23 protein-coding genes and 1 other RNA gene are annotated in these 24,145 nt (G+C 30.3%); 8 read left to right on the top strand and 16 right to left on the bottom strand.

Annotated features, from left to right (window positions below):
• Positions 1 to 128: 128 nt before the first annotated feature.
• From ACKGJI_RS02365 to ACKGJI_RS02340, 6 genes are all read right to left on the bottom strand, one after another.
• Positions 129 to 275, bottom strand: coding sequence for a type II toxin-antitoxin system RelE family toxin (locus ACKGJI_RS02365; protein WP_458700961.1), 147 nt, complete (start codon positions 273 to 275; stop codon positions 129 to 131).
• Between the two features lie 122 nt (positions 276 to 397).
• Positions 398 to 673 (bottom strand): type II toxin-antitoxin system Phd/YefM family antitoxin, encoded by a 276-nt coding sequence (locus ACKGJI_RS02360; RefSeq protein ID WP_458700960.1) that lies wholly within the window; start codon positions 671 to 673, stop codon positions 398 to 400.
• A 153-nt stretch (positions 674 to 826) separates the two neighbouring features.
• Positions 827 to 2,110 (bottom strand): TRAP transporter large permease, encoded by a 1,284-nt coding sequence (locus tag ACKGJI_RS02355; RefSeq protein WP_458701683.1) that lies wholly within the window; start codon positions 2,108 to 2,110, stop codon positions 827 to 829.
• Positions 2,110 to 2,664 carry a TRAP transporter small permease gene (locus tag ACKGJI_RS02350; protein WP_458700959.1) on the bottom strand — a complete coding sequence of 185 codons (555 nt, stop codon included), beginning with the start codon at positions 2,662 to 2,664 and terminating at the stop codon, positions 2,110 to 2,112. Before ACKGJI_RS02350 ends, ACKGJI_RS02355 begins: the two co-directional genes overlap by 1 nt.
• 18 nt (positions 2,665 to 2,682) lie before the next feature.
• On the bottom strand, positions 2,683 to 3,666 hold the full coding sequence (locus ACKGJI_RS02345; RefSeq protein WP_458700958.1) for a TRAP transporter substrate-binding protein: 984 nt from the start codon (positions 3,664 to 3,666) through the stop codon (positions 2,683 to 2,685).
• A 107-nt stretch (positions 3,667 to 3,773) separates the two neighbouring features.
• The gene (locus tag ACKGJI_RS02340) at positions 3,774 to 4,448 is read right to left on the bottom strand and encodes a response regulator transcription factor (RefSeq protein ID WP_458700957.1); all 675 of its coding nucleotides are present in this window, start codon (positions 4,446 to 4,448) and stop codon (positions 3,774 to 3,776) included.
• A 58-nt stretch (positions 4,449 to 4,506) separates the two neighbouring features.
• Between ACKGJI_RS02340 and ACKGJI_RS02335 the strand changes: the two genes are divergently transcribed.
• Positions 4,507 to 6,081: a cache domain-containing protein gene (locus ACKGJI_RS02335; protein WP_458700956.1), complete on the top strand. Its 1,575-nt coding sequence runs from the start codon at positions 4,507 to 4,509 to the stop codon at positions 6,079 to 6,081.
• On the opposite strand, the gene ACKGJI_RS02330 is transcribed toward ACKGJI_RS02335, so the two are convergent.
• A complete protein-coding gene (locus ACKGJI_RS02330; protein ID WP_458700955.1) occupies positions 6,073 to 6,606 on the bottom strand; it encodes a hypothetical protein in 534 nt (177 codons plus the stop codon). The two genes, ACKGJI_RS02335 and ACKGJI_RS02330, sit on opposite strands and share 9 nt — an antisense overlap.
• 98 nt (positions 6,607 to 6,704) lie before the next feature.
• Between ACKGJI_RS02330 and ssrA the strand changes: the two genes are divergently transcribed.
• From ssrA to ACKGJI_RS02310, 4 genes are all read left to right on the top strand, one after another.
• Positions 6,705 to 7,083: a transfer-messenger RNA gene (ssrA, locus tag ACKGJI_RS02325) on the top strand.
• Positions 7,084 to 7,166: 83 nt separating this feature from the next.
• Positions 7,167 to 7,892 carry an MlaA family lipoprotein gene (locus ACKGJI_RS02320; protein WP_458700954.1) on the top strand — a complete coding sequence of 242 codons (726 nt, stop codon included), beginning with the start codon at positions 7,167 to 7,169 and terminating at the stop codon, positions 7,890 to 7,892.
• Between the two features lies 1 nt (position 7,893).
• Positions 7,894 to 8,460: a Tgt2/MlaC family protein gene (locus tag ACKGJI_RS02315; protein ID WP_458700953.1), complete on the top strand. Its 567-nt coding sequence runs from the start codon at positions 7,894 to 7,896 to the stop codon at positions 8,458 to 8,460.
• Entirely contained in the window at positions 8,457 to 10,841 is a 2,385-nt protein-coding gene (locus ACKGJI_RS02310) for an efflux RND transporter permease subunit (protein ID WP_458700952.1), read from the top strand. The genes ACKGJI_RS02315 and ACKGJI_RS02310 overlap by 4 nt, the downstream gene beginning before the upstream one ends.
• Here ACKGJI_RS02310 and trpA read toward each other — a convergent pair.
• Positions 10,825 to 11,568, bottom strand: coding sequence for a tryptophan synthase subunit alpha (trpA, locus tag ACKGJI_RS02305; protein ID WP_458700951.1), 744 nt, complete (start codon positions 11,566 to 11,568; stop codon positions 10,825 to 10,827). The genes ACKGJI_RS02310 and trpA overlap by 17 nt on opposite strands.
• Positions 11,565 to 11,984: an Hpt domain-containing protein gene (locus ACKGJI_RS02300; RefSeq protein ID WP_458700950.1), complete on the bottom strand. Its 420-nt coding sequence runs from the start codon at positions 11,982 to 11,984 to the stop codon at positions 11,565 to 11,567. The genes trpA and ACKGJI_RS02300 overlap by 4 nt, the downstream gene beginning before the upstream one ends.
• A gap of 88 nt (positions 11,985 to 12,072) precedes the next feature.
• Between ACKGJI_RS02300 and panB the strand changes: the two genes are divergently transcribed.
• The 3 genes from panB to ACKGJI_RS02285 are packed head-to-tail and all read left to right on the top strand — an operon-like array spanning position 12,073 to position 14,895.
• Positions 12,073 to 12,855: a 3-methyl-2-oxobutanoate hydroxymethyltransferase gene (gene panB / locus ACKGJI_RS02295; protein ID WP_458700949.1), complete on the top strand. Its 783-nt coding sequence runs from the start codon at positions 12,073 to 12,075 to the stop codon at positions 12,853 to 12,855.
• The gene (gene ruvB, locus ACKGJI_RS02290; RefSeq protein WP_458700948.1) at positions 12,855 to 13,865 is read left to right on the top strand and encodes a Holliday junction branch migration DNA helicase RuvB; all 1,011 of its coding nucleotides are present in this window, start codon (positions 12,855 to 12,857) and stop codon (positions 13,863 to 13,865) included. The genes panB and ruvB overlap by 1 nt, the downstream gene beginning before the upstream one ends.
• Positions 13,858 to 14,895 (top strand): AI-2E family transporter, encoded by a 1,038-nt coding sequence (locus ACKGJI_RS02285; protein ID WP_458700947.1) that lies wholly within the window; start codon positions 13,858 to 13,860, stop codon positions 14,893 to 14,895. Before ruvB ends, ACKGJI_RS02285 begins: the two co-directional genes overlap by 8 nt.
• A 5-nt stretch (positions 14,896 to 14,900) precedes the next feature.
• Here the strand turns inward: ACKGJI_RS02285 and ACKGJI_RS02280 are convergent, their stop codons facing one another.
• The 7 genes from ACKGJI_RS02280 to lgt form a co-directional block, all read right to left on the bottom strand.
• Positions 14,901 to 16,910 carry a dynamin family protein gene (locus ACKGJI_RS02280; RefSeq protein WP_458700946.1) on the bottom strand — a complete coding sequence of 670 codons (2,010 nt, stop codon included), beginning with the start codon at positions 16,908 to 16,910 and terminating at the stop codon, positions 14,901 to 14,903.
• Positions 16,910 to 19,270 (bottom strand): dynamin family protein, encoded by a 2,361-nt coding sequence (locus ACKGJI_RS02275; protein ID WP_458700945.1) that lies wholly within the window; start codon positions 19,268 to 19,270, stop codon positions 16,910 to 16,912. The genes ACKGJI_RS02280 and ACKGJI_RS02275 overlap by 1 nt, the downstream gene beginning before the upstream one ends.
• Positions 19,271 to 19,282: 12 nt before the next feature.
• Positions 19,283 to 19,498, bottom strand: coding sequence for a hypothetical protein (locus ACKGJI_RS02270; protein ID WP_458700944.1), 216 nt, complete (start codon positions 19,496 to 19,498; stop codon positions 19,283 to 19,285).
• A gap of 98 nt (positions 19,499 to 19,596) precedes the next feature.
• Entirely contained in the window at positions 19,597 to 20,316 is a 720-nt protein-coding gene (locus ACKGJI_RS02265) for a fumarate reductase iron-sulfur subunit (protein ID WP_458700943.1), read from the bottom strand.
• Entirely contained in the window at positions 20,313 to 22,298 is a 1,986-nt protein-coding gene (locus tag ACKGJI_RS02260; protein ID WP_458700942.1) for a fumarate reductase flavoprotein subunit, read from the bottom strand. The genes ACKGJI_RS02265 and ACKGJI_RS02260 overlap by 4 nt, the downstream gene beginning before the upstream one ends.
• Positions 22,298 to 23,077 (bottom strand): fumarate reductase cytochrome b subunit, encoded by a 780-nt coding sequence (locus tag ACKGJI_RS02255; RefSeq protein WP_458700941.1) that lies wholly within the window; start codon positions 23,075 to 23,077, stop codon positions 22,298 to 22,300. Before ACKGJI_RS02255 ends, ACKGJI_RS02260 begins: the two co-directional genes overlap by 1 nt.
• 237 nt (positions 23,078 to 23,314) lie before the next feature.
• Complete coding sequence (gene lgt, locus ACKGJI_RS02250; RefSeq protein WP_458700940.1) at positions 23,315 to 24,145, bottom strand: prolipoprotein diacylglyceryl transferase; 831 nt, start codon at positions 24,143 to 24,145, stop codon at positions 23,315 to 23,317.

Below are 24,145 nucleotides of genomic sequence, written 5' to 3'. Positions count from 1 at the left end.
TTATACTAAAATATACCTTAAAGTAAAAAATATAAAAAATCTCTATTAAAGCAAAGTTTCTCTGAAAACTAGCGAATAGCGATTGCGTAGCAAAGTTTCTTTGAAAACTTAAGTAAAAGGGGTCAGGGCTAAACTTTAAACTTTTTGTAAATATCTCCTCTAAAACCTATATCTTCTATGATGGCTTCTATAATTACTTCTTTATCTACTACCTTTACTAGAATTCTTACATTTCCTTTTCTTATTCTGTAAATATCGCTAATATTTCCTTTCATTTGTTTAAAATCAATATTTAGCTCTTTATTATAAAACTTCTTTTTCGGCTATTACATATGCGTTTTTACTTAAAAATTTTGTAGCCTTTTTTAGATATATAAGTTTTATATTTTTTTTCATCTTAAATATCTAATGAAATTATTTTTTCATGTGATATTTCTTTTTCTTCATCTGTTCTATTATTTAGTATTTGTTCGATTTCTTTTTGTTCTAAAATTTCATATGCTTTTTGAAGATTTTCGTACTCTTCTATTGGTATTATTACAGCTTCTGGCTTATTTCTTCTAATAATAGCTATCTTAGATAAAGAGTTAGAAGTTACTTTATCGAGGTATTTACCTAAACTTTTTCCAAACTCTGTTATGCCAACCATTTCATTTTTTGCATAAGTAACCATATTTTTCTCCATAATTAAATATATATTTAATTATATATAAAAATATATAGTTTGTCAATTTAAATGGCATAACCTGAAAGAAGTCCTAATTTATCTTGTAAACTTTTAAAACTTCTACATGTAAAGAAAAATCTTTACATGTAGAATGAAGTATTATTGACCAAACATCATATTTGGTAGCCACAGAGATATCTCTGGGATATAAGTTATAAGTAGTAATCCAAATAGGATTGTTAAACTCCATGGGAGTGAGGCTATGATGACTTCTTTTAGGCTAAGGCCTGTTATACCACTTGCCACAAAGAGATTTAGTCCCACTGGCGGGGTTATCATACCTAGCTCCATATTTACAACCATTACAACACCAAAGTGAATTGGATCTACTCCTAAAGTCATTGCTATTGGAAGGAGCAGTGGAACTGTAATCATAACGATTGAGCTTGGCTCCATAAACTGTCCCATCAAGAATAATAGTATATTTACTATTACTAGGAACATAACATGCCCTACATTTGCATCAACTATAAGTTGCGTAATGAACTGAGGTATACTCTCATCAGTTAAGAAGTGAGAGAATATCATAGCATTTGCAATGATAAAAAAGATCATAGAGCTTGTCATCGCTGCTTCTAGGATGATTGGATAAATCTTGCTTAATTTTAAATCTTTATAAACAAAAACTGAGATTACAAAAGCATAAACAGCACTTGCAGCACCTGCTTCTGTTGGAGTAAATAAACCTCCATAGATTCCACCGATAACTAGAACAATTAACATCAATGCCCAAAAAGCATCTTTGAATTTTATCATTATCTCTTTTATCGGAGCCATTTTGGTTCTTTTTCTACCTAACCTAACTGCCCCGATGTAGGTTACTGCCATCATCATAAAACCAATCAATAACCCAGGCATGACTCCAGCCATAAATAGTTTTCCGATTGATTGCTCTGCTGTAACACCATAAACAATAAACACGATTGAAGGAGGTATAAGAATCCCTAAGCTTCCTGCTGTTGCGATTGTTCCTATGGCGTATTTGGTAGGATAACCATCTGCTTTGATTGCTCCATACATGATTGAGCCAATTGCAACAACAGTAGCTGGTGAGCTTCCTGAAACTGCAGCAAAAATGATACTTGCAAAAATCGCTGATATTGGCAAACCTCCAGGCAAATGCCCAACTATTGATTTTGCAAAATCAATAATCCTAGTTGAAGCACTTCCTTTTGATAAAAATGCACCCGCTAAGATAAACATAGGAATTGCCATCAAAGAGTAGTGATCCAATCCATCAAAAACTTTTTGAGGAACTCCCATAAGATCAATGTCTGTAAACATCAAAGATGTAAGCATTGTACTAGTTCCAAGACTAACTGCTACTGGAACACCTATTAACATAAGACCAAAGAGCAGACCAAAAAGAGTTAACATCATAATCATTTTTCTGCTCCTTCAAACTCAGTTAAATCGTGAATCATTTCTTCTTCACTACTTCTTAGTACATCCTCGGCATCAGTAATTGATACTTCATAAACCTTTTCACCTGCTCTAAAAGCAGCTGCACCAAAGGCTATAGGAAGAACTAGATTTGGTATCCACATAGGGATATTAAGATCCACACTCATCTCTCCAAAATCTGCTATTAAAAGTACTAGCTGATAGCCAAAGTAACTCATAGCAGCAAGATAGATAAAAGATAAAGTATGAGAAAAAATCAAAAATGCTTTACCTAAAGCTGGTGGCATTTTTGCTAAGAGAATCGTAACTTGTATATGAATACCTTTTTTAAACCCGTAGGCCGCACCAAAAAGTGCGCCCCACATAAAAAGGTAAATAGTTAATTCTCCAACCCAAGTAAAACTACTATTGAACACATAACGTAACACAACATTAACAAAGGCGAGAAGAACGCCTAGGGTTATGCCAATAACTGACATATTTTTATTGATGGCTGCTACCCCTATGTCTAGAATTTTAAAAAATTTCCCCATCACAGACCTTTTTTAGCTTTATTTTTCAGCTTTTTTGATTAAATCTTCACCTATTACTTTGTAGAAATCTTTATAGATTACACTTGTTGCTTTTTTCCAAGCTGCTTTTTGCTCTGGAGTTAAAGTATGGATTTTTAATTTTCCTGTTTTATTTGCATAATCTTTGATTTTTGCTAAGTAATCTGCTTCTAACTCAGCTGCTAGTTTTCTGTTAAGCTCAGTTGCTTCTCTCATAGCTTGTTTGATTTTTGGTTTTAAATCATCTGGCAATTTATTCCAAAATCTCTTACTCATAACAACTAAGTATCCTAAGTATCCATGAGATGAAAGTGTTAAGTCAGTTTGTACTTCATAAAACTTTTTAGTATAGAAATTTGAAAGTGGATTTTCTGCTGCATCAACAACACCTTGTTGAAGTGCTGAGTAAACCTCTGAAAACGGTAAAACTTGTGGGTTTGCACCAACTGCTAAGAATTGAGACTCAATAACTTTAGAACTCATAATTCTAAATTTTTGTCCTTTTGCATCTTCTGGTCTAATAAGTGCTTTTTTGTTTGAAGATAAATGTTTGAATCCATTATCCCAATAATCAAGTGCAACGAATCCTTTTTTTGTTACTAAGTCTTTTAGTTTTTGACCAACTTCGCCATCCATTACTGCATGAACATGGTCTACATCTCTAAATAAAAATGGTAAATCAAAAAGTTGAAGTTGAGGAACTAAACTTGTAAACTTTGAAAAACTTGGAGCTGCCATTTGAACATTTCCTAGTTTTAAAGCTTTCATTACAGCTTTATCAGTATATAGCTGAGAACTTGGGAAAACTTTTACTTCTACTTTACCAGCAGTTAACTCACCAACTCTTTTTGCAAAAAAGTCAGCTGCTTTACCTTTTGGTGTATTTGCACTAACAACGTGAGAAAACTTGATAGTGTAATCAGCTGCAACACTCGCTGAAACCATTAATGCAGATGCTACTGCAACTTTTAAAAACTTTGTCATTTTAACTCCTTTAGTTTAAATCTACTAGCAGTATAAAAAAAAGGTATGTATAAATTATGTCAAAGTGTGTAATTTGTTCAAAAAGTTACATTTAAAATTAAAAGGAGTTACAATTTGTAACCTACTCCTTGTATATTTTTTAAATATCCCTCTGGAAGTTTCTTTCTAAAGTTTTTCATAAGCAATCTAAGAGCGTTTAGACTCATATACTCATTTTTCCAAAGTTCCATTTCTATCTCTTCATACGTTAAAATAGATTTTTTGGATAGTAAAAGTTCTAGCAGTTTGGATTCTCTTTTGGTTAGCTCATAAATTTCATCATCATGAATAATAACCTGTTTTGAGCTGTCATAGATCCACCCTTCACATAAAAAAGTTATGCCACTACTTTTTTGTAAATTTAAAAATTTTTCAAGGGCTTCAAGAAGCTTTGTTTCTGTGATAGGCTTAACTATGTATTTGATAAGTGATAAATCAATGGCTTCTAGCATATAATCAACCTCTGTATATGCTGAAACTATAATGATAGCTACATTTTCATTTTCTTTTCTTATTTTTTTGGCTAATTCTATACCATCAATATATGGCATTTTTATATCAGTTATAACAATATCTACATCATTTTCTAAAAAAAGCTCATACGCTTCTTGACCATCTTTTGCAATGTATACTTCTTTGAAAAGCAAAGATAGCATCTCAGAGACATTTTTTCTAACACCTGCATCATCTTCTGCATATAGTATGTTGTAGTTATTTAATTGTTCTATCACATTTTTATTCATTTGTATATCCTCATCCAATAATGTATAATATTCAAATGTTTTTAAAATGAGGTTAAATTTGAAAATTATCAAAGAAAACAATATTTCAAATATTATCATTCTTAGCACCATGATCATTATCACAACTCTGATGATATTTAATGGATACTATTTCATAAAAAAACAATACGACATATTAGATAGAGGGATTGCTCAAAGTAGAGAAAACTTTATAAAATCACAAAAGAGTCTAATAAAAAGAGAGGTTGATGCTATAATCGATCTTATCAGATATAAAAGGGCACAATTTAGCAATATAGAAGATGCGAGCATTGAAGAGGCTTATAAAGAAGAATTAAAAGACTGGATTAGAAGCATTAGATTTGGAAAAGATAAAAAAAATTATATATTTGTTTACGAAATCAAAAATTTTAGTGGAGGTAAAAACTTTGCTAGACTTTTAATAAATCCCAATAGACCTGATTTAGAAGGCAAACTGATATCAGATGAGTATGAAGATGCAAATGGTAAAAAATTTCGTAAAATATTTTTAAGAGACATAAACGAAGAAGGAAGTTCATTTGTTACTTACATGTATAAAAAACCAGGCTCTAGTGATGTTAGACCAAAAGTATCTTACTTTAGACTATTTCCACAGTGGGACTGGGTTATAGCAGCTGGTGCATATCTTGATGATATAGATTCACAAATAGAATATAGAAAAAATGAACTAAAAAGAACAATGCAAATCGAAGTTACTTCTGCTATTGTGATTTTTTTGCTTTTTTCTTTGGTAGCAAATGCATTTGCAATTTTTCTTGGCAAACAAATAGAAAAATACTTAAACAGCTACAATTTACAAGTAAAACAAAAAACAGAAGAATTAAAAGAATTAAATAAAAATCTTGAAAACAGAATTCATAGTGAAATCCAAAAAAGTAGAGATCAAGAACAACTTCTTATACAAAAATCAAAGTTTATATCTCTAGGAGAAATGATAAGTAATATTGCTCATCAGTGGAGGCAACCACTCTCAGAACTCTCAGCAATCCTAATGACTTTAAAATTCAAATACAATCTTGGAAAACTAGATTCTTCTACAATGAATCAAAAAACTAAAGAGGCTGAGAATATATTGGAGTTTATGTCTAAAACTATAGATGATTTTAGAGAATTTTTTATGCCAAAACGAGATAAAAAAGAATTTTATATATTAGATACAGTCCAATCAGTTATGAACATAATTGGTACGACAATAAAAAACAAAAATATAAAAGTAAATATAAACATCCCAAAAGAGATTAAAACTTTTGGACATAAAAGCGAATTTGAACAAGTTCTTTTAAATATCATAACAAATTCAAAACATGCTCTAGTCAGTGAAAAAGTAGAAGATGCCTTAATAGATATTTCTTTACATGTAGATGATAGTTTTTTATACCTTCAAATCAAAGACAATGCAGGAGGAATCAAAGTAGAACCCACCGAAAAGATTTTTGAACCCTACTTTACTACCAAAGAAGAAAGTGGTGGAACAGGTATAGGACTTTACATGTCAAAACTCATTGTTGAAAAAAGTATGGGTGGAATTTTAAATGTAAAAAATGGCAAAAATGGTGCTATTTTTACGATAAGGCTAAAAAAACTAATCTAACTCTATTGATTCACTGGTTGGAACTGCTAAGATTTGATGCTTTTTGCCTTTTATAATATCTTTTTTTGGCTCTTTTTTTACAATTTGTTTTGAGCGAAAAACTTTTTTTGCTTTTTTAATTTTTTGTTTTTTTATTTTATTTGCTTTTTTTAGCATGTAAAATTCTTTGATTTTTAAATTTTCAAAGATAACATATACTTCATCATTCAAAGAAAAAAGTTTTTTGTTACTAAACACAACTGCATATGGTAGTTTTCCATTTGATATGTCTTTTCCTCTTATTTCATATCTATATTTTGTATCAAAGTTTATTTTCTTAACAACCCCTTTTATAATTCCACTTTTGGGGATAAAAATTTTTTGCTCTTTTATCTCTTTTTTTACTGTAACTTGTTTTTTTGTATCAACTTTTTTAGTATATTTTACTTGTTTAGTAGCTTTGTACTCTTCATACACAACTTTTTGATTTGTACTAATACAACCTGTTAAAAAGATAGTAATAAATAAAAAAACGATATTTTTCAAAAAACAACTCCATAATTTTTCTTTACTCTAACATAGAAAAAATTTTAAAAAGATAAAATTTATGAAATTTTAGATATAATTGCTGTCTACTTACAAACGGGGTTGACTTGGCTTCGACAGGAGTAGTTTTTAGCTTATGGCTGCATGTCGCGAGTAAGGGTCTTGCGTTAGACAACCCTTAAACAAATAACTGCTAACAACAGTAACTATCGTCCTGCTTACGCTGTAGCGTAAGTTTAACTAAACTTAGGACTGCTTCCACACTCAATTCTATCTAAGGGTGATTTTGGAAGTATAATAGCTATGATAGATATACTTTAGCAATGTCTTGGGCTAAAGCGAAGTTTAAAGACTCGCTTCTACTAAGCTTTGTTGGTTGTGCAAGGTAGAAGTTAAATTTAAACAATCATATCTAAGCATGTAGACGTCATAAGTGGCTACTTTTGGACTGGGGTTCGATTCCCCACAACTCCACCATAATTATTTATTTAACCTTTATTAAATAAAACTAACAATATAATAACACTTTAATGTTTACTAATCATTTAAGGTTTTATTATATGCGATTTTTACTTGTTCTTGTTTTTGGTTTTTCGCTACTTTTTTCTGCTGTAAGTGAAGATGATTTTAGCGATGAGTTTGGTGCTATAAATACTCAAAAAGAGTATGATCCACTAAAAAGTTATAATGTAGTTATGACAGATTTTAATGACTACATGTACACAAATATCATGGGGCCAATTGCTAAAAATTATGCAAAAGTAGTTGCAAAACCTGTTAGAACTAGCATATCTAATTTTTTTGAAAACCTTTTCTTTCCAATAAGACTTGCAAATAACCTTTTACAGTTAAAATTTAAAAATAGTTTTGAAGAGAGTGCAAGATTTTTGATAAACTCTACTTTTGGAGTAGCAGGACTGTTAGATGTTGCAAAAAGTGAAGGAAAACTAGAAGCTCACAATGAAGACTTTGGACAAACTTTAGGATTTTATGGTGTAGGAAGTGGTCCTCACATAGTACTCCCACTACTTGGTCCTTCTAATTTAAGAGATGTTGTTGGAATTGTAGGTGATACATTTATAAGCCCACTAAATTACGCACGAAACAATGAAATAAGTAATTTAGATGATGACCTTAACTACTACTTGCTTCAAGGTGGAAAAACTATCAATAACTACTCTTTACATGTAAAAGAGTATGAAGCTATAAGGAAAAGCTCAATCGACCTATACCCTTTGCTTAAAAGTGCTTATGAACAAAGAAGAAACAAACTAATCAAGGAATAAAATGAAAAATATAATTTTAATAATATGTCTTTTAACAAGCTCTCTTTTTGCGCTTCAAAAAGAAGAAATTATACCTAGTATGACAAGTAAGATAGACCAAGCAACAAGCATACTTAGAAATGAAAAAGACTTATCAATTGAACAAAAAGCAAATAAGATTTTTAATCTTTTAGATGAAGTATTTGATTATGATTTGATGGCAAGACTTAGTCTTGGAAAAACAAATTGGAACAATTTAACGAGTGAGCAAAAAAAAGAATTTACAAAAAAATTTGAAAAACATTTAAAACATTCATATATGGATAAATTAAATCTTTATACAGATGAGAAAATAAAAATACTAGATTTAAAAGAGGTCAAAAAAAATAGGCTTTGGCTAATAACCCAGCTTGTAAGCAATAAAGATAAATATGAAATAACTTATAAGTTTTATAGAAAAAAAACAGGTGATTGGAAAATATATGATGTAAATATTATAGGCGTTAGCATCATACAATCATATCGAGTTCAATTTGCAGATACTCTAAAAAATGCAACTTTTACAGCTCTTTTAGACAAACTTAAATGATAAAGAAAATATATTTAGATTATATACTAAAATATCCTAAAGTTGTACTTTCATTTTTACTTGTTTTTATAATAATACTAGGATATTTTGCTACAAAATTAGAGATTGATGCATCTAGTGATACAATCATCTTAGAAAATGATTCTGATTTACTTTACTCAAGATTGACAAATAAAGATTTTAAAACAAATGATTTTTTAATCATAGCTTTTAGCCCAAAAAATGAATTGTTATCAAATGATACTTTAAAAGCAATCAAAAATTTAAGCAATGAGCTTTTAAAACTCTCAAAAGTGCAGAGTATAACTTCAATTTTAAATGTTCCTATTTTATACAGCTCAAACATTGAGCTTCAAGAATTGCTAGATAAAATACCAACTTTAAGTGATTCAAATATATCAAAAGAGATACTTAAAAAAGAGTTTTTAACAAATCCTCTTTATAGCGATAGTTTAGTTAGTAAAGATTTTAAAACAACTGCAATTATCATAAATCTAAAGCCTGAAAAAATCATAGACAAAAAAAATCCAAAATATAAAGAATTAAGAGATTTAAATAGAGAAAAAAACCATCAATTTATCGCAAAAACCAGAGCTATCATAGAAAAGTATAAAAACAAAGGAAAACTCTTTTTGGGTGGAGTAAATATGATTAGTGATGATTTGGTTACTTTTGTGAAAAATGACCTAATCATCTTTGGAACTTCACTTAGTTTGCTTTTAGCTTTTGTTTTATGGTTTGTATTTAGAGAATTAAGATGGGTTGTCATACCGATTTTTATCTCTCTTGTATCAATCGTTGCAACTTCTGGACTTTTAGGGCTATTTGGTTGGGAAGTTACGGTAATATCATCAAATTTTATCTCTCTTCAGCTTATCATTACTCTTTCAATTGTACTTCATCTTGTTGTTAGATATAGAGAACTAGTTCAAATTATGCCAAATGCTTCACAAAAAGAGTTAGTTCTTCAAACTGTGTTATCTAAAATATCTCCATCATTTTTTGCAGTTCTAACAACCATCATCGGTTTTAGTTCACTAATGTTTTCAAATATCCTCCCAGTTATAAACCTTGGCTGGATGATGAGTGCTGGGATCGCAATATCATTAATGCTTTCTTTTATACTTTTTCCTACAATACTTTTAAAACTTGACATTTCAAAACCTTATACAAAATTAGAAGAAAAATTTAGCCCTACTAAAGTGTTTGCTAACTTGGTAGAAAAAAGAGGGAATTTAATCATCTTGATTTCCATTTTCATAGCGATATTTAGTGTAAGTGGTGCTAAAAAACTAATCGTAGAAAATAGTTTTATAAACTACTTTGTAAGTTCTACTGAAATTTACAAGGGAATGAAAGTTATAGATGAAAAATTGGGAGGAACTACACCCCTTGATATCGTAGTAGAATTTAAAGAAGAAAAAAAGCAAACAAAAGCTTCTTCATCAGATGATGAATTTTCTGATTTTGATGATGAATTTGATGAGACAAAAGATAAAAACCAATACTGGTTTACTCCAAACAAAATTGAGCTTATAAAAAAGGTTCATAACTATCTTGAGAGTAAAGATGAAATCGGCAAAGTTCAATCATTTGCTACGCTTCTTGAGATAGGAAGAAAACTTAATAAAAATAAAGAATTAGATAGTTTTAGCTTAGCTCTTATATACAACAAATTGCCTCAAAAGTTTAGGAAAATTGTACTAGAACCCTATATAAACATATATAAAAATAAAATCAGATTTTCAACTAGAATAATTGATTCAAATCCAAAGCTAAGAAGAGACAAACTAATAAAAGAGATAAACAAAGATTTAGCAAAAATCATAGATCCTAAAACTGCAACTTTTAGACAAACTAATCTGATGATTTTGTATAACAATATGCTCCAATCTCTCTTTAAATCTCAAATCATTACATTGGGATTTGTTTTAATTTTACTTTTTATGATGTTTTGGATTACTTTTAAATCATTTAAAATTGCTCTAATTGCAATTACTACAAATACTCTTAGTATAGGAGTTATATTTGGTTTTATGGGCTGGTTTGAGATACCACTTGATATGATGACCATAACAATTGCTGCAATTAGTATGGGAATTGGAGTTGATGATACAATCCACTACATACATAGATTTTATGAAGAATTAAAAGTAGATAATAATTTTACAAATGCCATGAAAAGATCTCACGAAAGTATAGGCTATGCTATGTATTACACCTCTTTTGCCATAATCTTAGGCTTTTGTGTCCTTGTGCTTTCTAACTTTTTACCTACAATTTATTTTGGATTATTAACTGTCATTGCTATGTTTTTTGCACTTCTTGGAGCATTGTTGCTACTTCCAAGACTCCTAATAGTTTTTAAACCTCGTTTATAATCTCTTTTATATTTTTTGCTTTTTTAGCAATCAAGCTTAGTTTTTGAGTGTATTTTAAAGAATCATCCAATAGTATCTTTACAAATGCACTCCCAACAATCACTCCATCTACACCTTTTGCTTTATCTTTTGCAGTGTTTTCATCTACCCCAAATCCAACATAAACTGGGGTATTTGTATGTCTTCTTATGGATTTAATAGTAGTGTCCAAATTTTCACTTGCACCACTTCCTGTAATACCTGCATATGCTACAAGGTAGATAAATTTTTTACTATCTTTTACAATTTCTTCTATCCTTGCATCACTACATGTAGGAGCTACAAAGGATATAAGAGATAAATTAGCTTTATCCATAAGAGGTCTATATAGTTTTGTTTCTTCATAAGGCAAATCAGGGATTATAAATCCACTTACACCATACTCTTGTGCTCTATCAGTAAAAAAAGGCAATCCTTTGTTGTAAAATGGATTAAAATATCCCATCCATAAAGTATCTATAACTGGAGCTACTTTTTTTGAAATATCAAGTAAATCATCTATCTTGAAACCATTTTCTAAAGCTCTTAAATTTGCTTCTTCGATAATCGGTCCATCTGCAACTGGATCTGAAAAAGGAATTCCAAGTTCCAAAGAATCAACACCTGCTTCTTTTAATGCTAAAGCCAAATCTATAGTAAAGTTATTATCTGGAAATCCAGCTGTTATATATGCTACTAATTTTTTCATTTATCATCATACCTTTGTAAATGTATTGGAACTTTTATGATTAGAGGATTTAACATACTAAAATACTCAGCATCTTCTTCAATGTCTTCTCTGTACTTATTAAACTGGTCGCTTACCAAAAGAAGCCAATCTATAAACTCTTCACTTGCAGGACCTTCTATAATCCTTGCTTCTTCCGCTACATCTTCACAAAGTGTTGCTAATTTGATGATAGGGTCTAATTTTAAAAAACCAGCTGCTGATTTTAAGTTATGAAATATCCTAAAAAGTTCTCCAATATTTCTTTCATAATTATCTTTATTTCCAAGTCCTATAATGAGTGGTTCCATAGTTTCACACATTATTCCATAGTGGGAGACAAAGTCTTCAACAATTTCTAAATCAAAATCTATCTCTAATTCTGTAAATAAACCCATATAGAATCCTTTGGAATAATTGTAATCATACCATTTTTTAGATAAAATCTAATTTTAATAAATACAATTGATTTATACGAGGAAATAAATGCAAACTATAACAACTATAAAAAACTCAAAAAACAAAACTCCATTAAGTGTCATTACTGCTTATGATGCTCTTTTTGCATCGTTATTTGATAAAAAAGTAGATATGATTTTAGTAGGTGATAGTCTTAATATGAGTTTTAATAGCAAACCTGATACACTAAGTGCAACTCTTGACATTATGATATACCACACAAAAGCTGTATGCAAAGGTGCAAAAGACACATTTGTCATTTGTGATATGCCTTTTGGTACCTACACTGATGAAAAAATGGCTTTAAAAAATGCTTCAAGAGTATATCAAGAAACAACTGCACATGCAGTAAAGATTGAAGGTGGAGTTGAAAGAGCTCATATCATAAAAGCGCTAACTCAAAACTCGATAGCAGTTGTAGGACATATTGGTCTTATGCCTCAATTTGTAAGAGTAGAAGGTGGATACAAAATCAGAGGTAAAAGCGAAGAAGATACTTTAAAACTGATAGAAGATGCAAAAGCAGTTGAAGAAGCTGGTGCGTTTTGTTTGGTTATTGAAGGGGTAAAAGAAGAAGCTGCTAAGAGAATCACTGAAGCTGTAAATATCCCAACTATTGGTATAGGCTCAGGTAATGTAACTGATGGTCAAGTTTTAGTTTGGAGTGATATGCTCGGATTTTTTGAAGAGTTTCAACCAAAATTTGTTAAAAAATATCTTGATGGTGCAACTTTGGTTAAAGATGCTGTTGATAGATATGTCCAAGATGTTAAAGCTAGGAAATTTCCAGCAAAGGAACATACCTACTAATGGAAAGAGTAGTAGAGATAGATAAAATTTCTTTTGAAAATGAGTATGAAACCTCACTGCGTCCAAAAACTTGGGAAGATTATATAGGCCAAAGTCAAATAAAAAAGAATTTGCAAGTATTTATAAAGGCTTCAAAAAAAAGAGAAGAAGCGCTTGATCATATTTTATTTTTTGGACCTCCTGGACTTGGAAAAACAACTCTAGCTTACATAATAGCAAATGATATGCAAACAAATATAAAAATGACTGCCGCTCCTATGATAGAAAAGAGTGGAGATTTAGCTGCGATTTTAACAAACCTTGAAGAGGGAGATATACTTTTTATAGATGAAATTCATAGACTATCTCCTGCAATTGAAGAAATTTTATATCCTGCTATGGAAGACTTTCGCTTAGATATTATCATAGGAAGTGGACCAGCAGCACAAACTATAAAGATTGATTTGCCTAGATTTACTCTCATTGGCGCAACTACAAGAGCTGGTATGATAAGTTCGCCTCTTAGAGATAGATTTGGTATGCATTTTAGATTGCAATTTTATAATCAAGATGAGTTAGCAACCATCATAAGAAAAGCTGGAAGTAAACTAGAAAAAGAGTGTGATAAAGAAGCTTCTTTAGAAATTGCAAAAAGAAGCCGAGGAACTCCAAGGATTGCTCTAAGACTCTTAAGAAGGATAAGAGATTATGCAGATGTTGAAGATGAAGAGAGTATATCATTAAAAAGAGCTAAGTATGGGCTCGATGAATTAGGAGTAAATGATTTAGGTTTTGATGAGCTTGATTTAAGATATATCAAGATTTTGATAGAATCAAAAGGAAGACCACTTGGACTTAGTACACTTGCAGCTGCTTTGAGTGAAGATGAAGGTACAATTGAAGATGTAATTGAGCCATACCTTTTAGCAAAAGGCTACATAGAAAGAACAGCAAGAGGTAGAATCGCCACTTCAAAATCATATGATGTATTTAGATTAAGCAAACCAAATAAAGGACTTTTTGATGAATAATAACAAGCTTTTTTTTGGAATAGTTTTTGTAATTGTTTTGTACTGGGTTTTAAAACTGTATGAGCCATTTTTACTAACCATCACAATTGCATCACTTCTTGCAATTGCAACTTACAATATAAACTTAAAGATACTTAATATAACAAAAAGAAATATTCTAGCTGCTTTTTTATCAACAACATTGCTTTCGATTCTATTTTTTGCACCTATTGTATATATAATAACAACTATTGGAGTAACTGCAGCAAATTTTGATACTGCAATCATACAAAAAATTATAAATTATATTTTATCAATTAAAATAAATCTTCCGAATTCAATTGCATTTTTAAAACCAAATATAGATGAGTTTATACAAAATATAAATGTAGATAAAATCACAGGAAATATTCTATCATATGCTGCGTTTATTGGGAAAAACAGTGCTAAATTTTTAAAAGATATGTTTTTAATCACAGTTTTTTTCTTCTTTGCAAATTTATATGGAAAAGAGATAGTAAAATACGCAAAAAGTTTAACTCCAATTGATCCAAAACAAATTTCATTAGTCTTTAGTGAAGTTGCAAATGTTATGAGTGTACTTTTTTACTCTATCCTTGTTACTGCAATATTTGAGGGTGCTTTATTTGCTATCATCGGTATGGTTTTTGGATATGATGGGCTTTTACTTGGTATACTCTATGGATTTGCTTCATTAATTCCAGTGATTGGAGGAGCTTTGATGTGGGTTCCTATTTGTGCTTATGAATTAGCTAGAGGAAATGTTCTTGAAGCTATCATAATCGCTTCATACTCAATCATAGTAATTTCAATCATAGCCGATACATTTATAAAGCCTATGATTATAAAATACATAAACAAACTTGCAAAAGTACCTACAAATATAAACGAACTAGTTATATTTTTTGCAATAATCGCGGGACTTTCTACCTTTGGTTTTTGGGGTATGATTTTAGGTCCAGCAATAACTGCACTTTTTATTTCTATCTTAAAACTATATGAATTATTAAAAAAAGAACACTACATGTAAAGGAATTACAAATCTTTTACATGTAGATTTAAAATCTCTATTGTTTTTATATGTCTCTCTTGTCTTTTTGCACAGAAATTTTGTCTATCTTTACTTATATTTTTAAACTCTTCAATCAACCTGTCATAGTTTTTATTCAAGAAGGTATTGTTTGTATTCATCATATTTTGAAGTTCATACAAATGAAAACTAATTCTAAGGCGCTCTTTAATCTCTGCTAATTTTGGTTGATATAAAGAAAACTTAGTTGGGTTTTCTTCATACAATTTGATTGATTGAGCAATTTTTTGCTCTAAAAATGCCACACTTACTCCTGTAGCATTTTGATAGTTAAAACTAACTGCACTACTTAGATGATTAAATTCCGAGCTTATTTTTGCATAGGATGCGTGAATTTCATCACTAAATGGTCTAAGTATATTTTCATATGCTTTTGATGCAAATTTTCTTATGTTTGCAAATTCAATATCTGAGTGAATTTCTTTTGATTTTCTTATAAACTCATAAGGATTTTGCCATTTTCTTACGCGTTTTTTTAGCATTTCATATACTAAGGCATTATTTTCATTTACTTCATCTTGAATGGCTTTTAACTCCTTTACATACTTTTTAAACATTTTTCCTACAACATCATCATCGTAAAAAAGATTTTTGTACACTAAATCAGAATCAATTTTAGGAACTTTATACTCAATTGCTTCATATAAAGTTTTACTTTTTAATAGCCCAGTCTTTACAGCTTTGTATCTAACCTTTTTTGAATCAACAACGTGATTAAATATATCATTTGCAATAGTATCTATAATCTCTTCAATTTTTGCATATGCATTTTTCAATTTTTTAGTAAATCTAATCTTTAAATCTGCTAATTTTTCATCAGCTTCTCTTTCAAATTCTCTTAATTCTTCTGCTAATTCATCATAAATTTTTATAAAAAGATTATGTTGTTCAATCAAAGTTGAACAAATATTTTTAATCTCATTTTTAATAGCAAAATCTTTTGAACTATTTTCAAGTGGTTTTATCTCATTTTCTATAAAATCTAAAACAGCTTGAATATTTGATTCTTTTAAAAGTTTAATATTTTCATTTAAATCTGCTTTACTTATATCTTCTACTTTTTTTTGATACTCTTTATAAGCCCTATTGATATCTTCCAAAGAGCCATTTTTTATATTTTTTCTGAGATTTTGTAAAAACTCTTCTAAACTCTCTTCAATCATCAGATTTTTATCGTGACTTCTTGATTCTAAAGCTTGTTTCGCTGAAATTGGTATAACTTCACTAAAAAATTGAGCAAAAGCCTTTTTTACATATGAAGTTGTTCTTTCTATCTGTTCATTTGTGAATTTGTCTTTTTGATTTAAAACACATAAAGATTTGTTTTGGTACTTATCTAAGTACTCTTCTAAAACTTTTGCCTCACTGTGTTTTCCAGCATTGTCTATAAGACTAAGCCAAATAATTCCATCAACCTCTTTTAAAACCTTTTGAGTGGTAGTCGTATCACTTGCTGATTGTGAGTTTAGACCTGGAGTATCTACAAACTCAACAGTTTTTAAAAGCTCTAATGGAACATAAAGAGTTAAAAACTCAATCTCTTCAACTACTCCTCTTTGGTCAGTAAATTTTGCTATGTTTTCAACACTTTGAAACTCTTCTCTTCCATCATTGTAGTTTATTTTAATCTTAAGTTCATCACCAAAGCGAATATAATTTACCTTAGAAGTTACAGGAGTTATTCCCGTTGGAAGTATGTTTTTTGATAATAGTGCATTTAAAAATGTAGATTTTCCACTTGAAAATTGCCCAGTGATAGCCACTCTCATAGGCTCTTTTGCTCTTATTACAAGAGAGTTTAGTCTATCTTTTAGCTCTTTTGAAGCAGACATTTTTTCATCTAAGAGCGTGAATTTTGTTTTATTTACAATACCAACTAAAGATTCATCAAAATCTGGTTTTTTTTCTACAAATTTATCATTATAATTTTTTATAAAACTATCTAACACACTCATTATAAATCCTCTAAATCTTTTAAAACTATATCAAGAAGTTTTAATTTTTGTTCACACTCACTAACCCTTTTTGATGTATCAAAAGATTTATCTTCTATTCTTTGCTTAGCAAGATTTAAAATCTCTTCTTGCTTTTGCATACTCTCTTGCATATTTTGCATTGGAAGCTTTGCACTTTTAGTAAACTCTAACACTAAATCATCATTGATATGTTCAACTTTTTTATTAAATTCTTCATAAATATTTTTCATAGCTTCTTCAAAATATACATCAACTTTTTCACATAAACTATCAATGTCTTTTTTACTTGCAGTTCTTATAGCTGTATTTACCTTTTGTATAAGCAATACATTAGAATTAGTAAAATTTATATCTGAAAAATGTTTATTAAAAAATTCTTTTGAATCTGTCATACTATTTTTATCAATTTGGCTAAATTCTTCAAATTCTCTAGAGATTTTTTCAAAAGATTCTTCTATCTTTTTACTAAATTGATATCTATAATCACGAGTTAAGTCTATAAAGCCATCCTTTAAAGCTGTTTCGATGATATAAGCGATTCTTTCTTCTTTAGGCTTTGTTTTATTTTTTCTAACTTCATACGAAAAATCATCACAAACTCTTCTTTTGGCTATATCTTTTAAAGAATTTATCTTAGATTGTGCAAATCTTTTTAATGTACTAAAATACCCCTTTAACTCATTTGTTTCTTCATCTATCAAAGAATTAAGTTTTTCTAATTTATCCTTAATCCCAGAAATTTCTGATTGATATTTTTTGTATTCATTGGCAATTTCACTAGAACTTTTTGAGAGTAATTCTTTCTCATTTAAAAATGAAGTTTTATTAAATTTTATGATGTTTATTATCTCTTTTTTATTAGCATCTATGATAACTTTGGCTTTTTGAGAGTCTTTTCCAAAAAGTACTTCTTCTAAATAATTTTCAACTTTTAAAATACCACTACTTTGTAAATCATACCCAGCTTTTAAAGCTTCATCTTTTCTTCCTATTCTATGAAGAAGAGCCATATACCCAGCTATTGGTATAAAATCAATTTTATTTAAAATCGCATCAAAGCTATTTTCTTTATTTAGTGAAATTAGTTTATTTTTGATACTATTTTTTGTATATTCAATAACTTCATTGAGTTCTTCGCTACTTACTGTATCAATTCTTGTAATTACTATTAATAATCTTGCAACATTTTGATATAACAATGAATCTATGATAAATTCTACATCTTTTTGTGTTGCACTTTGGTTTACATTCATAAGATGAATCATCAAATCACATTCTAAAAGGTAGTTTTTGGTTATTTCTTCTCTTTGTATAACAGGATCATCAAGACCAGGAGTATCGACTATCTCAACACCATTTTCTACAAATTTCAAATCAGTATAAAGCTCAACACTTTTTACAAGATTACATTTTTTATCTGAATGTTCTGCTGAAGTATAAGAAGGAAGCTCATTTATATCTATTTTTTTACTTAATCCATCTTGTGTTATAAACTCACCTAAATTTTTAAAAAAAATCTTTTTTGTTTCATCTACAAACGGCTTTAAATTTTCCAAATAGCTTGCAGATTCTTCTATCTTTTTCCACTCATTTTGCTTCCAAAAATTAACAACTGCACTTGGCTCTTTAGCATATTTAATAACTGTAAGATTTGCAGTTTCTGGGATTACTGAAGTACCTAAAATCTCTTTTCCCAAAAGAGCGTTAAGCATAGTAGATTTTCCAGCATTCATAACTCCAGTGACACCAATAGAAAATTTTTGTTCTTTTAGTTTTTGTGGGATTACTTCTAGTCTACTTAAACTATTTGTATCTTCTATAGCTTTTTTTAAATTTGCAATTGAACTACAAATTAGATTTATAGAACTCTCATAAAAATTTTCACCCTCTTTCGCTTTTTCTACATGTAAAGGTTTTATTTGATTTTTCTTCTCTTTGATTAGGGCAAGTAGGCTTATTAGTTTTCTAGTTTTTTCATATCCAATTATAGATTCTTTTCTAAGTTTGTCAAACCTTTTTTCAATGGCTTTATTGAGTTTTACATTTCCTACTTGAGTTAAAAAAAACAATACCTCTTTTTGAGTAAATTGTATCCTTTTTTTATCCCATTCATTAAGCCCACTAAGATAATTTAAAGCATCTCTTGCCTCTTTTATATCTTTTAAGCTATTTATATTTTCATTTGATACTATTAAAAGTATTGCGACATAATCACAAAATAACTCAAAATTTTTTTCTAAAACAATTCCTAAATAGTTTTTAATATCTCCATAACTAGAAAATCTACATTTAGAACCCTCTTGCCAAATTAAAAGAAAAAAATCATTTATAATATACATTTATATCCTATATCATTCTTCCCATTTACAAGGAGGAAAGATTTTTTTTAATAACCAAATTGATGGACAAAAATTAGTAAATGCCCAAAGGCTTAGCATAAATATAACAAAAACCTGTAAATAAAGTGCAATTTGTTTTGCATTTTCTAAATCAGATACATAAAAAAAGTACAAAACTATACATAAGACAAAAGCTGTCATTAATCTTTGTATTCTACTTACACACATATCATCTCCTTTAATTGAAAATTTATATATGAAAGTATACAGAAAAAAGATTTAAAAAAGGTATGAGGATGACACTAAAATGTCATCCTCAAAAAAGTTTAACGTAAAGCTACTAGCTTTCTTCTCATATAAGCTATTTTACTTTGTAGAGGTAAGTGTTTTGGACAATTATCTTCACAAGCTAGAAGACTCATACATCCAAAAATTCCATCATCATCACCAACTAACTCATAAAAGTCTTCGTCAGTTCTTTCATCATGTGGGTCTACATGGAATCTTGCAACTCTATTTAGTCCAACTGCACCAACAAAGTTAGGGCGCATTAGTTTTGTTCCACAAGCTGCAACACAAATACCACACTCAATACATCTATCAAGCTCAAATGTCTCATCTGCAACATCAGGATCAACTGGCTTTTCAAGTTTAGTGATATCTACTTCCTCGTTTGAGTGAATCCAACTCTCAACTCTTTTACTCATGTCATTCATCCAGTTACCAGTATCAACTGAAAGGTCTTTTATAAGTTTAAATGCTGGCATTGGGAAAAGCTCAATAACACCATCAGGATAATCTTTTGTCAATGTTCTACATGCAAGTTGAGGCTTACCGTTTACCATCATACCACAACTTCCGCAAATTCCCGCACGACATACAAAGTCAAAAGACAAGTCAGCATCTAATGTTTCTCTAATCTTAGTTAGAGCAATAAAAAGAGTCATACCATCAGTTTCTTCTAGTTTATACTCTGCAATATGTGGCTTAGAAACTTTTGAGTTTGGATTATATTTTAATGCTCTTATAGTTATAGTTCTACTCATTTTGAATCTCCAAATCTCTCATTTTTTGCTTTATAATATGGTTGCAACTCAAATGGCATAAGTGCTTCTTGAATCTCGTATCTATCTTTACCTTGAGCTTCCATTTCTTCTCTAATTCTATCAACTTCTTCTTGACGCTTAGCACTTAATTCATTTTCAATCAACATACCTTTTGCACCGTATCCACGGAATGCTGGAGGCATTTCCATTTTCATAATATCTAATTCTTCATACTCTATAGTTGGAAGTGTATCACCCTCTTTCCATGAAGTAAGAGTTCTCTTTAACCAGTTCTTATCATCACGTTTAAGATAATCTTCTCTATAGTGAGCCCCTCTACTCTCTTTTCTTTGTAGCGCGCCTGAAGCCACACATAAAGCAAGTTTAAGCATCTTAGGAACTCTATATGCTTCTTCTAATTCTGGATTAGCCGCCATAGTTTTAGATTTTACTTTAACATTTGTTGATTCTTTATACAATTCTTCGAGTTCATTTACAGCTTCAGTTAAACCTTTTTCATCTCTAAATATAGCTACTTTATCCCACATAATTTCTTTCATGCGGTTTTTGATTTCAAATACATCGTATTTTCCATCTTTTTCTAAAAGACCTTTTATGAAATTAGTTTCTTGCTCTAGTTTGTCATGAACAGTTTTAGTACTAATATCTATATCATTAGCTTCACAGAATTGCGCAAAGTAATCACCAACAATCATACCAGCAACAACTGTTTCACTTACTGAGTTACCACCAAGTCTGTTAAATCCGTGCATATCCCAACAAGCTGCCTCACCACAACTGAACAATCCTTTCAATGTTGGAGACTCTCCTGTTGGTTTAGTTCTAATACCACCCATTGAGTAGTGTTGCATCGGAAGAACTGGAGCCCAACCTTTTGGACCTTCATCAGCTGGATCAATTCCGTTAAATATCATACAAATTTCTTGAACATCTCTTAAGTTTCTCTCGATGTGTTCACGACCTAAGATTGAAATATCTAGCCATAAGTGATGTCCATATGGAGAAGGTACACCTTTCCCATTTCTAATATGCTCTAACATTCTTCTTGAAACAACGTCACGAGAAGCTAGTTCTTTTTTCTCTGGCTCATAATCTGGCATAAATCTATAACCATCTACATCTCTTAAGATTCCACCATCTCCTCTACAACCTTCAGTTAAAAGAATTCCTGAAGGAACTATTGGAGTTGGGTGAAATTGAACAGCTTCCATATTTCCAAGTTTTGCAATGCCAGTTTCAAGAGCAATTGCTGCACCTGTTCCCTCACAAATTACAGCATTTGTAGTTTGTTTGTAAATTCTTCCATAACCACCTGTTGCTATTAGTGTACCTTTTGCTAAGTAAGCACTAATTTCTCCAGTTACTAAGTCTCTAACAATTGCACCATAACAACGATTATTTTCATGAATCAAAGCAATTGCTTCTTTTCTATCTTCAATATTTACATTATGTTTTAAAGCTTCATTTGCAACACCAAAAAGCATCGTATGACCTGTTGCATCTGATGTATAACAAGTTCTCCATTTTTTAGTTCCACCAAAGTCTCTTGAGTGGATATAACCATGAACTTCATCATCTTCTACGATTGTAGTTCTTTCTGCATTTATAACTGCTTCTCTAGGACCTTTTTTAATTCTAGTCCAAGGCACACCCCAACCAGCCAATTCTCTAATAGCTTTTGGAGCAGTTGTAACAAACATTCTTGCTACTTCTTGATCACATCCCCAGTCACTTCCTTTTACAGTATCTGCAAAGTGTACATCTTCATTGTCACCTCTACTCATTTTAGAGTTACCAAGACTTGCTTGCATACCACCTTGAGCCGCAGCAGAGTGAGAACGTTTAACCGGAACCAAACTTAAAACTGTAGTACTTAATCCTCTTGATTGTGCAGCAACAGCCGCTCTAAGGCCAGCTAGCCCTCCACCTATTACTAATGCATCACAATATTTAATATTCATTACGCAACCTTCATATCGATATTTTTAGTGATAACCACAGAGTGTGACACTCCCATAACGCTACTTGATTTTTCAAAACCATATTTAATATAAGCAGCCATAGTTAATAGACCAAGTACCAATAAAAAGACTGTAATTGCCCATTTAACCTTTTTAAGTTTTGCTCTTGTTTCTTTAGCATTATTTCCTTCAAACCATCCCCATTTAACACAAAGACGATACAATCCAATTCCACCATGGAACTCAACTGCTAATAATAATGTTAAATAAAATGGCCATTGATAAAGCATTCTTAATTCTGAATCACCAACTCCATCAACACCTATAGAGCCTGGATTAGTCAACATAAAATACAAATGAGCAGAGCCCAAAAAGAACATTGCAAATCCAGTAAATGCTTGAATAAACCACATATTGGTTTCATCATGCTTCATCATCTTCATATGAGTTCTATAAGCTTGCCATTGTCTGAAGTTTATAGGAAGTTTTCTCATTCCAAGACCAGCATGAATAATAAATATGGCGAACACAATCGCAACTACCACAGAAACTAAAACAGGATTTGGCTCACTTAAGAACATCTTTCCTTCAAAAAATTCAGTTACTGTATTCATAAAATCTTTGCTTACCAAGATACTTGAAACAAAGATCATATGCCCCCACATAAACAAGGCCATAAAAAGACCTGTCGCACTTTGGACAAAATCAAGACGAGCTGGAACTCTACTTTTTTTGCCCTCCACAGACTTACCTAAAAAACCTTCTATCAGGTCACTCACTTTTGCATCCTTTTTGTGGTTTGCCAAAGCTTAGACAGATTACAGCTAAATGGTACCTATTTAGCTGTAATCGGCTTTAAACTATGGTTGTTTCAGAAATCATACTACTTTTAATATTAAATTTAAGTTATGTAAAAACTATACATAGATCAAAAAAAAAGTTTAAGAATTATAGCAGTTCTAAAGTGACAAACATTGGACTAAAACAAAAAAAATATTTAAAATTTTGTATTAAATTTATTTCACTGATTTATTTTTATGTATCTTATACAAATAAACATATAAAATGATAGAAATCAATATCATTACTAGTGAAAGAGCTTGTCCCTTTGTCATCCAGCCACCATATACAAAGCCTACTTGAAAATCAGGCTCTCTAAAAAATTCAGCGATAAATCTAGCTAAGGAATATAATCCTCCATAAAGAGAAATTAACTCTCCTGAAAATCTTTTTTTATTTCTATATATATAAAGGATAATAAAAACAACTAATCCTTCAAGGAATGCTTCGTATAATTGAGAAGGATGTCTTAAAACTCCATCTACATAAATTCCCCAGCTAACTTCTGTAATTCTTCCTACCAATTCTTGATTTAAAAAATTTCCAATACGTCCAAAAATATAACCAATCGGAACACTTAATGCTACAAGATCTAACAATCCCCATATGTCAACTTTTTTGTGACGATAACTAAAAAGTATAGTAGAAAGTAAAAATCCAACAATTGCTCCATGGTAGCTCATACCACGAATTCCTACAAAAGTTCCATCCAAAAATGGATTAAACATTTGCCAAGGGTGTGTTAAGTAGTAGTAGGTATGCGTGTCATAAAAAAGGATATATCCTATCCTAGCACCTAAAATTACACCAATTTCAATCCAAATAAAATAATCATCCAACAATTTATCTTTGATTGGTAATTTATCTTTTTTAACAAACCACTTAGCTGCACCAAGCGCAGTAAGTAGTGCTAAAACATACATAATCCCATACCAATGAACAGATATAAATCCTAAATCAAAGGCTATGGGATTAAAATGAGAGTATATGTGATTCCAAAAATCCAA

The sequence above is a fragment of the Sulfurospirillum sp. 1307 genome, assembly GCF_054408545.1.
Note: the sequence above shows the minus strand (reverse complement) of the source record. Positions and strands in the feature narration are given on the sequence as shown.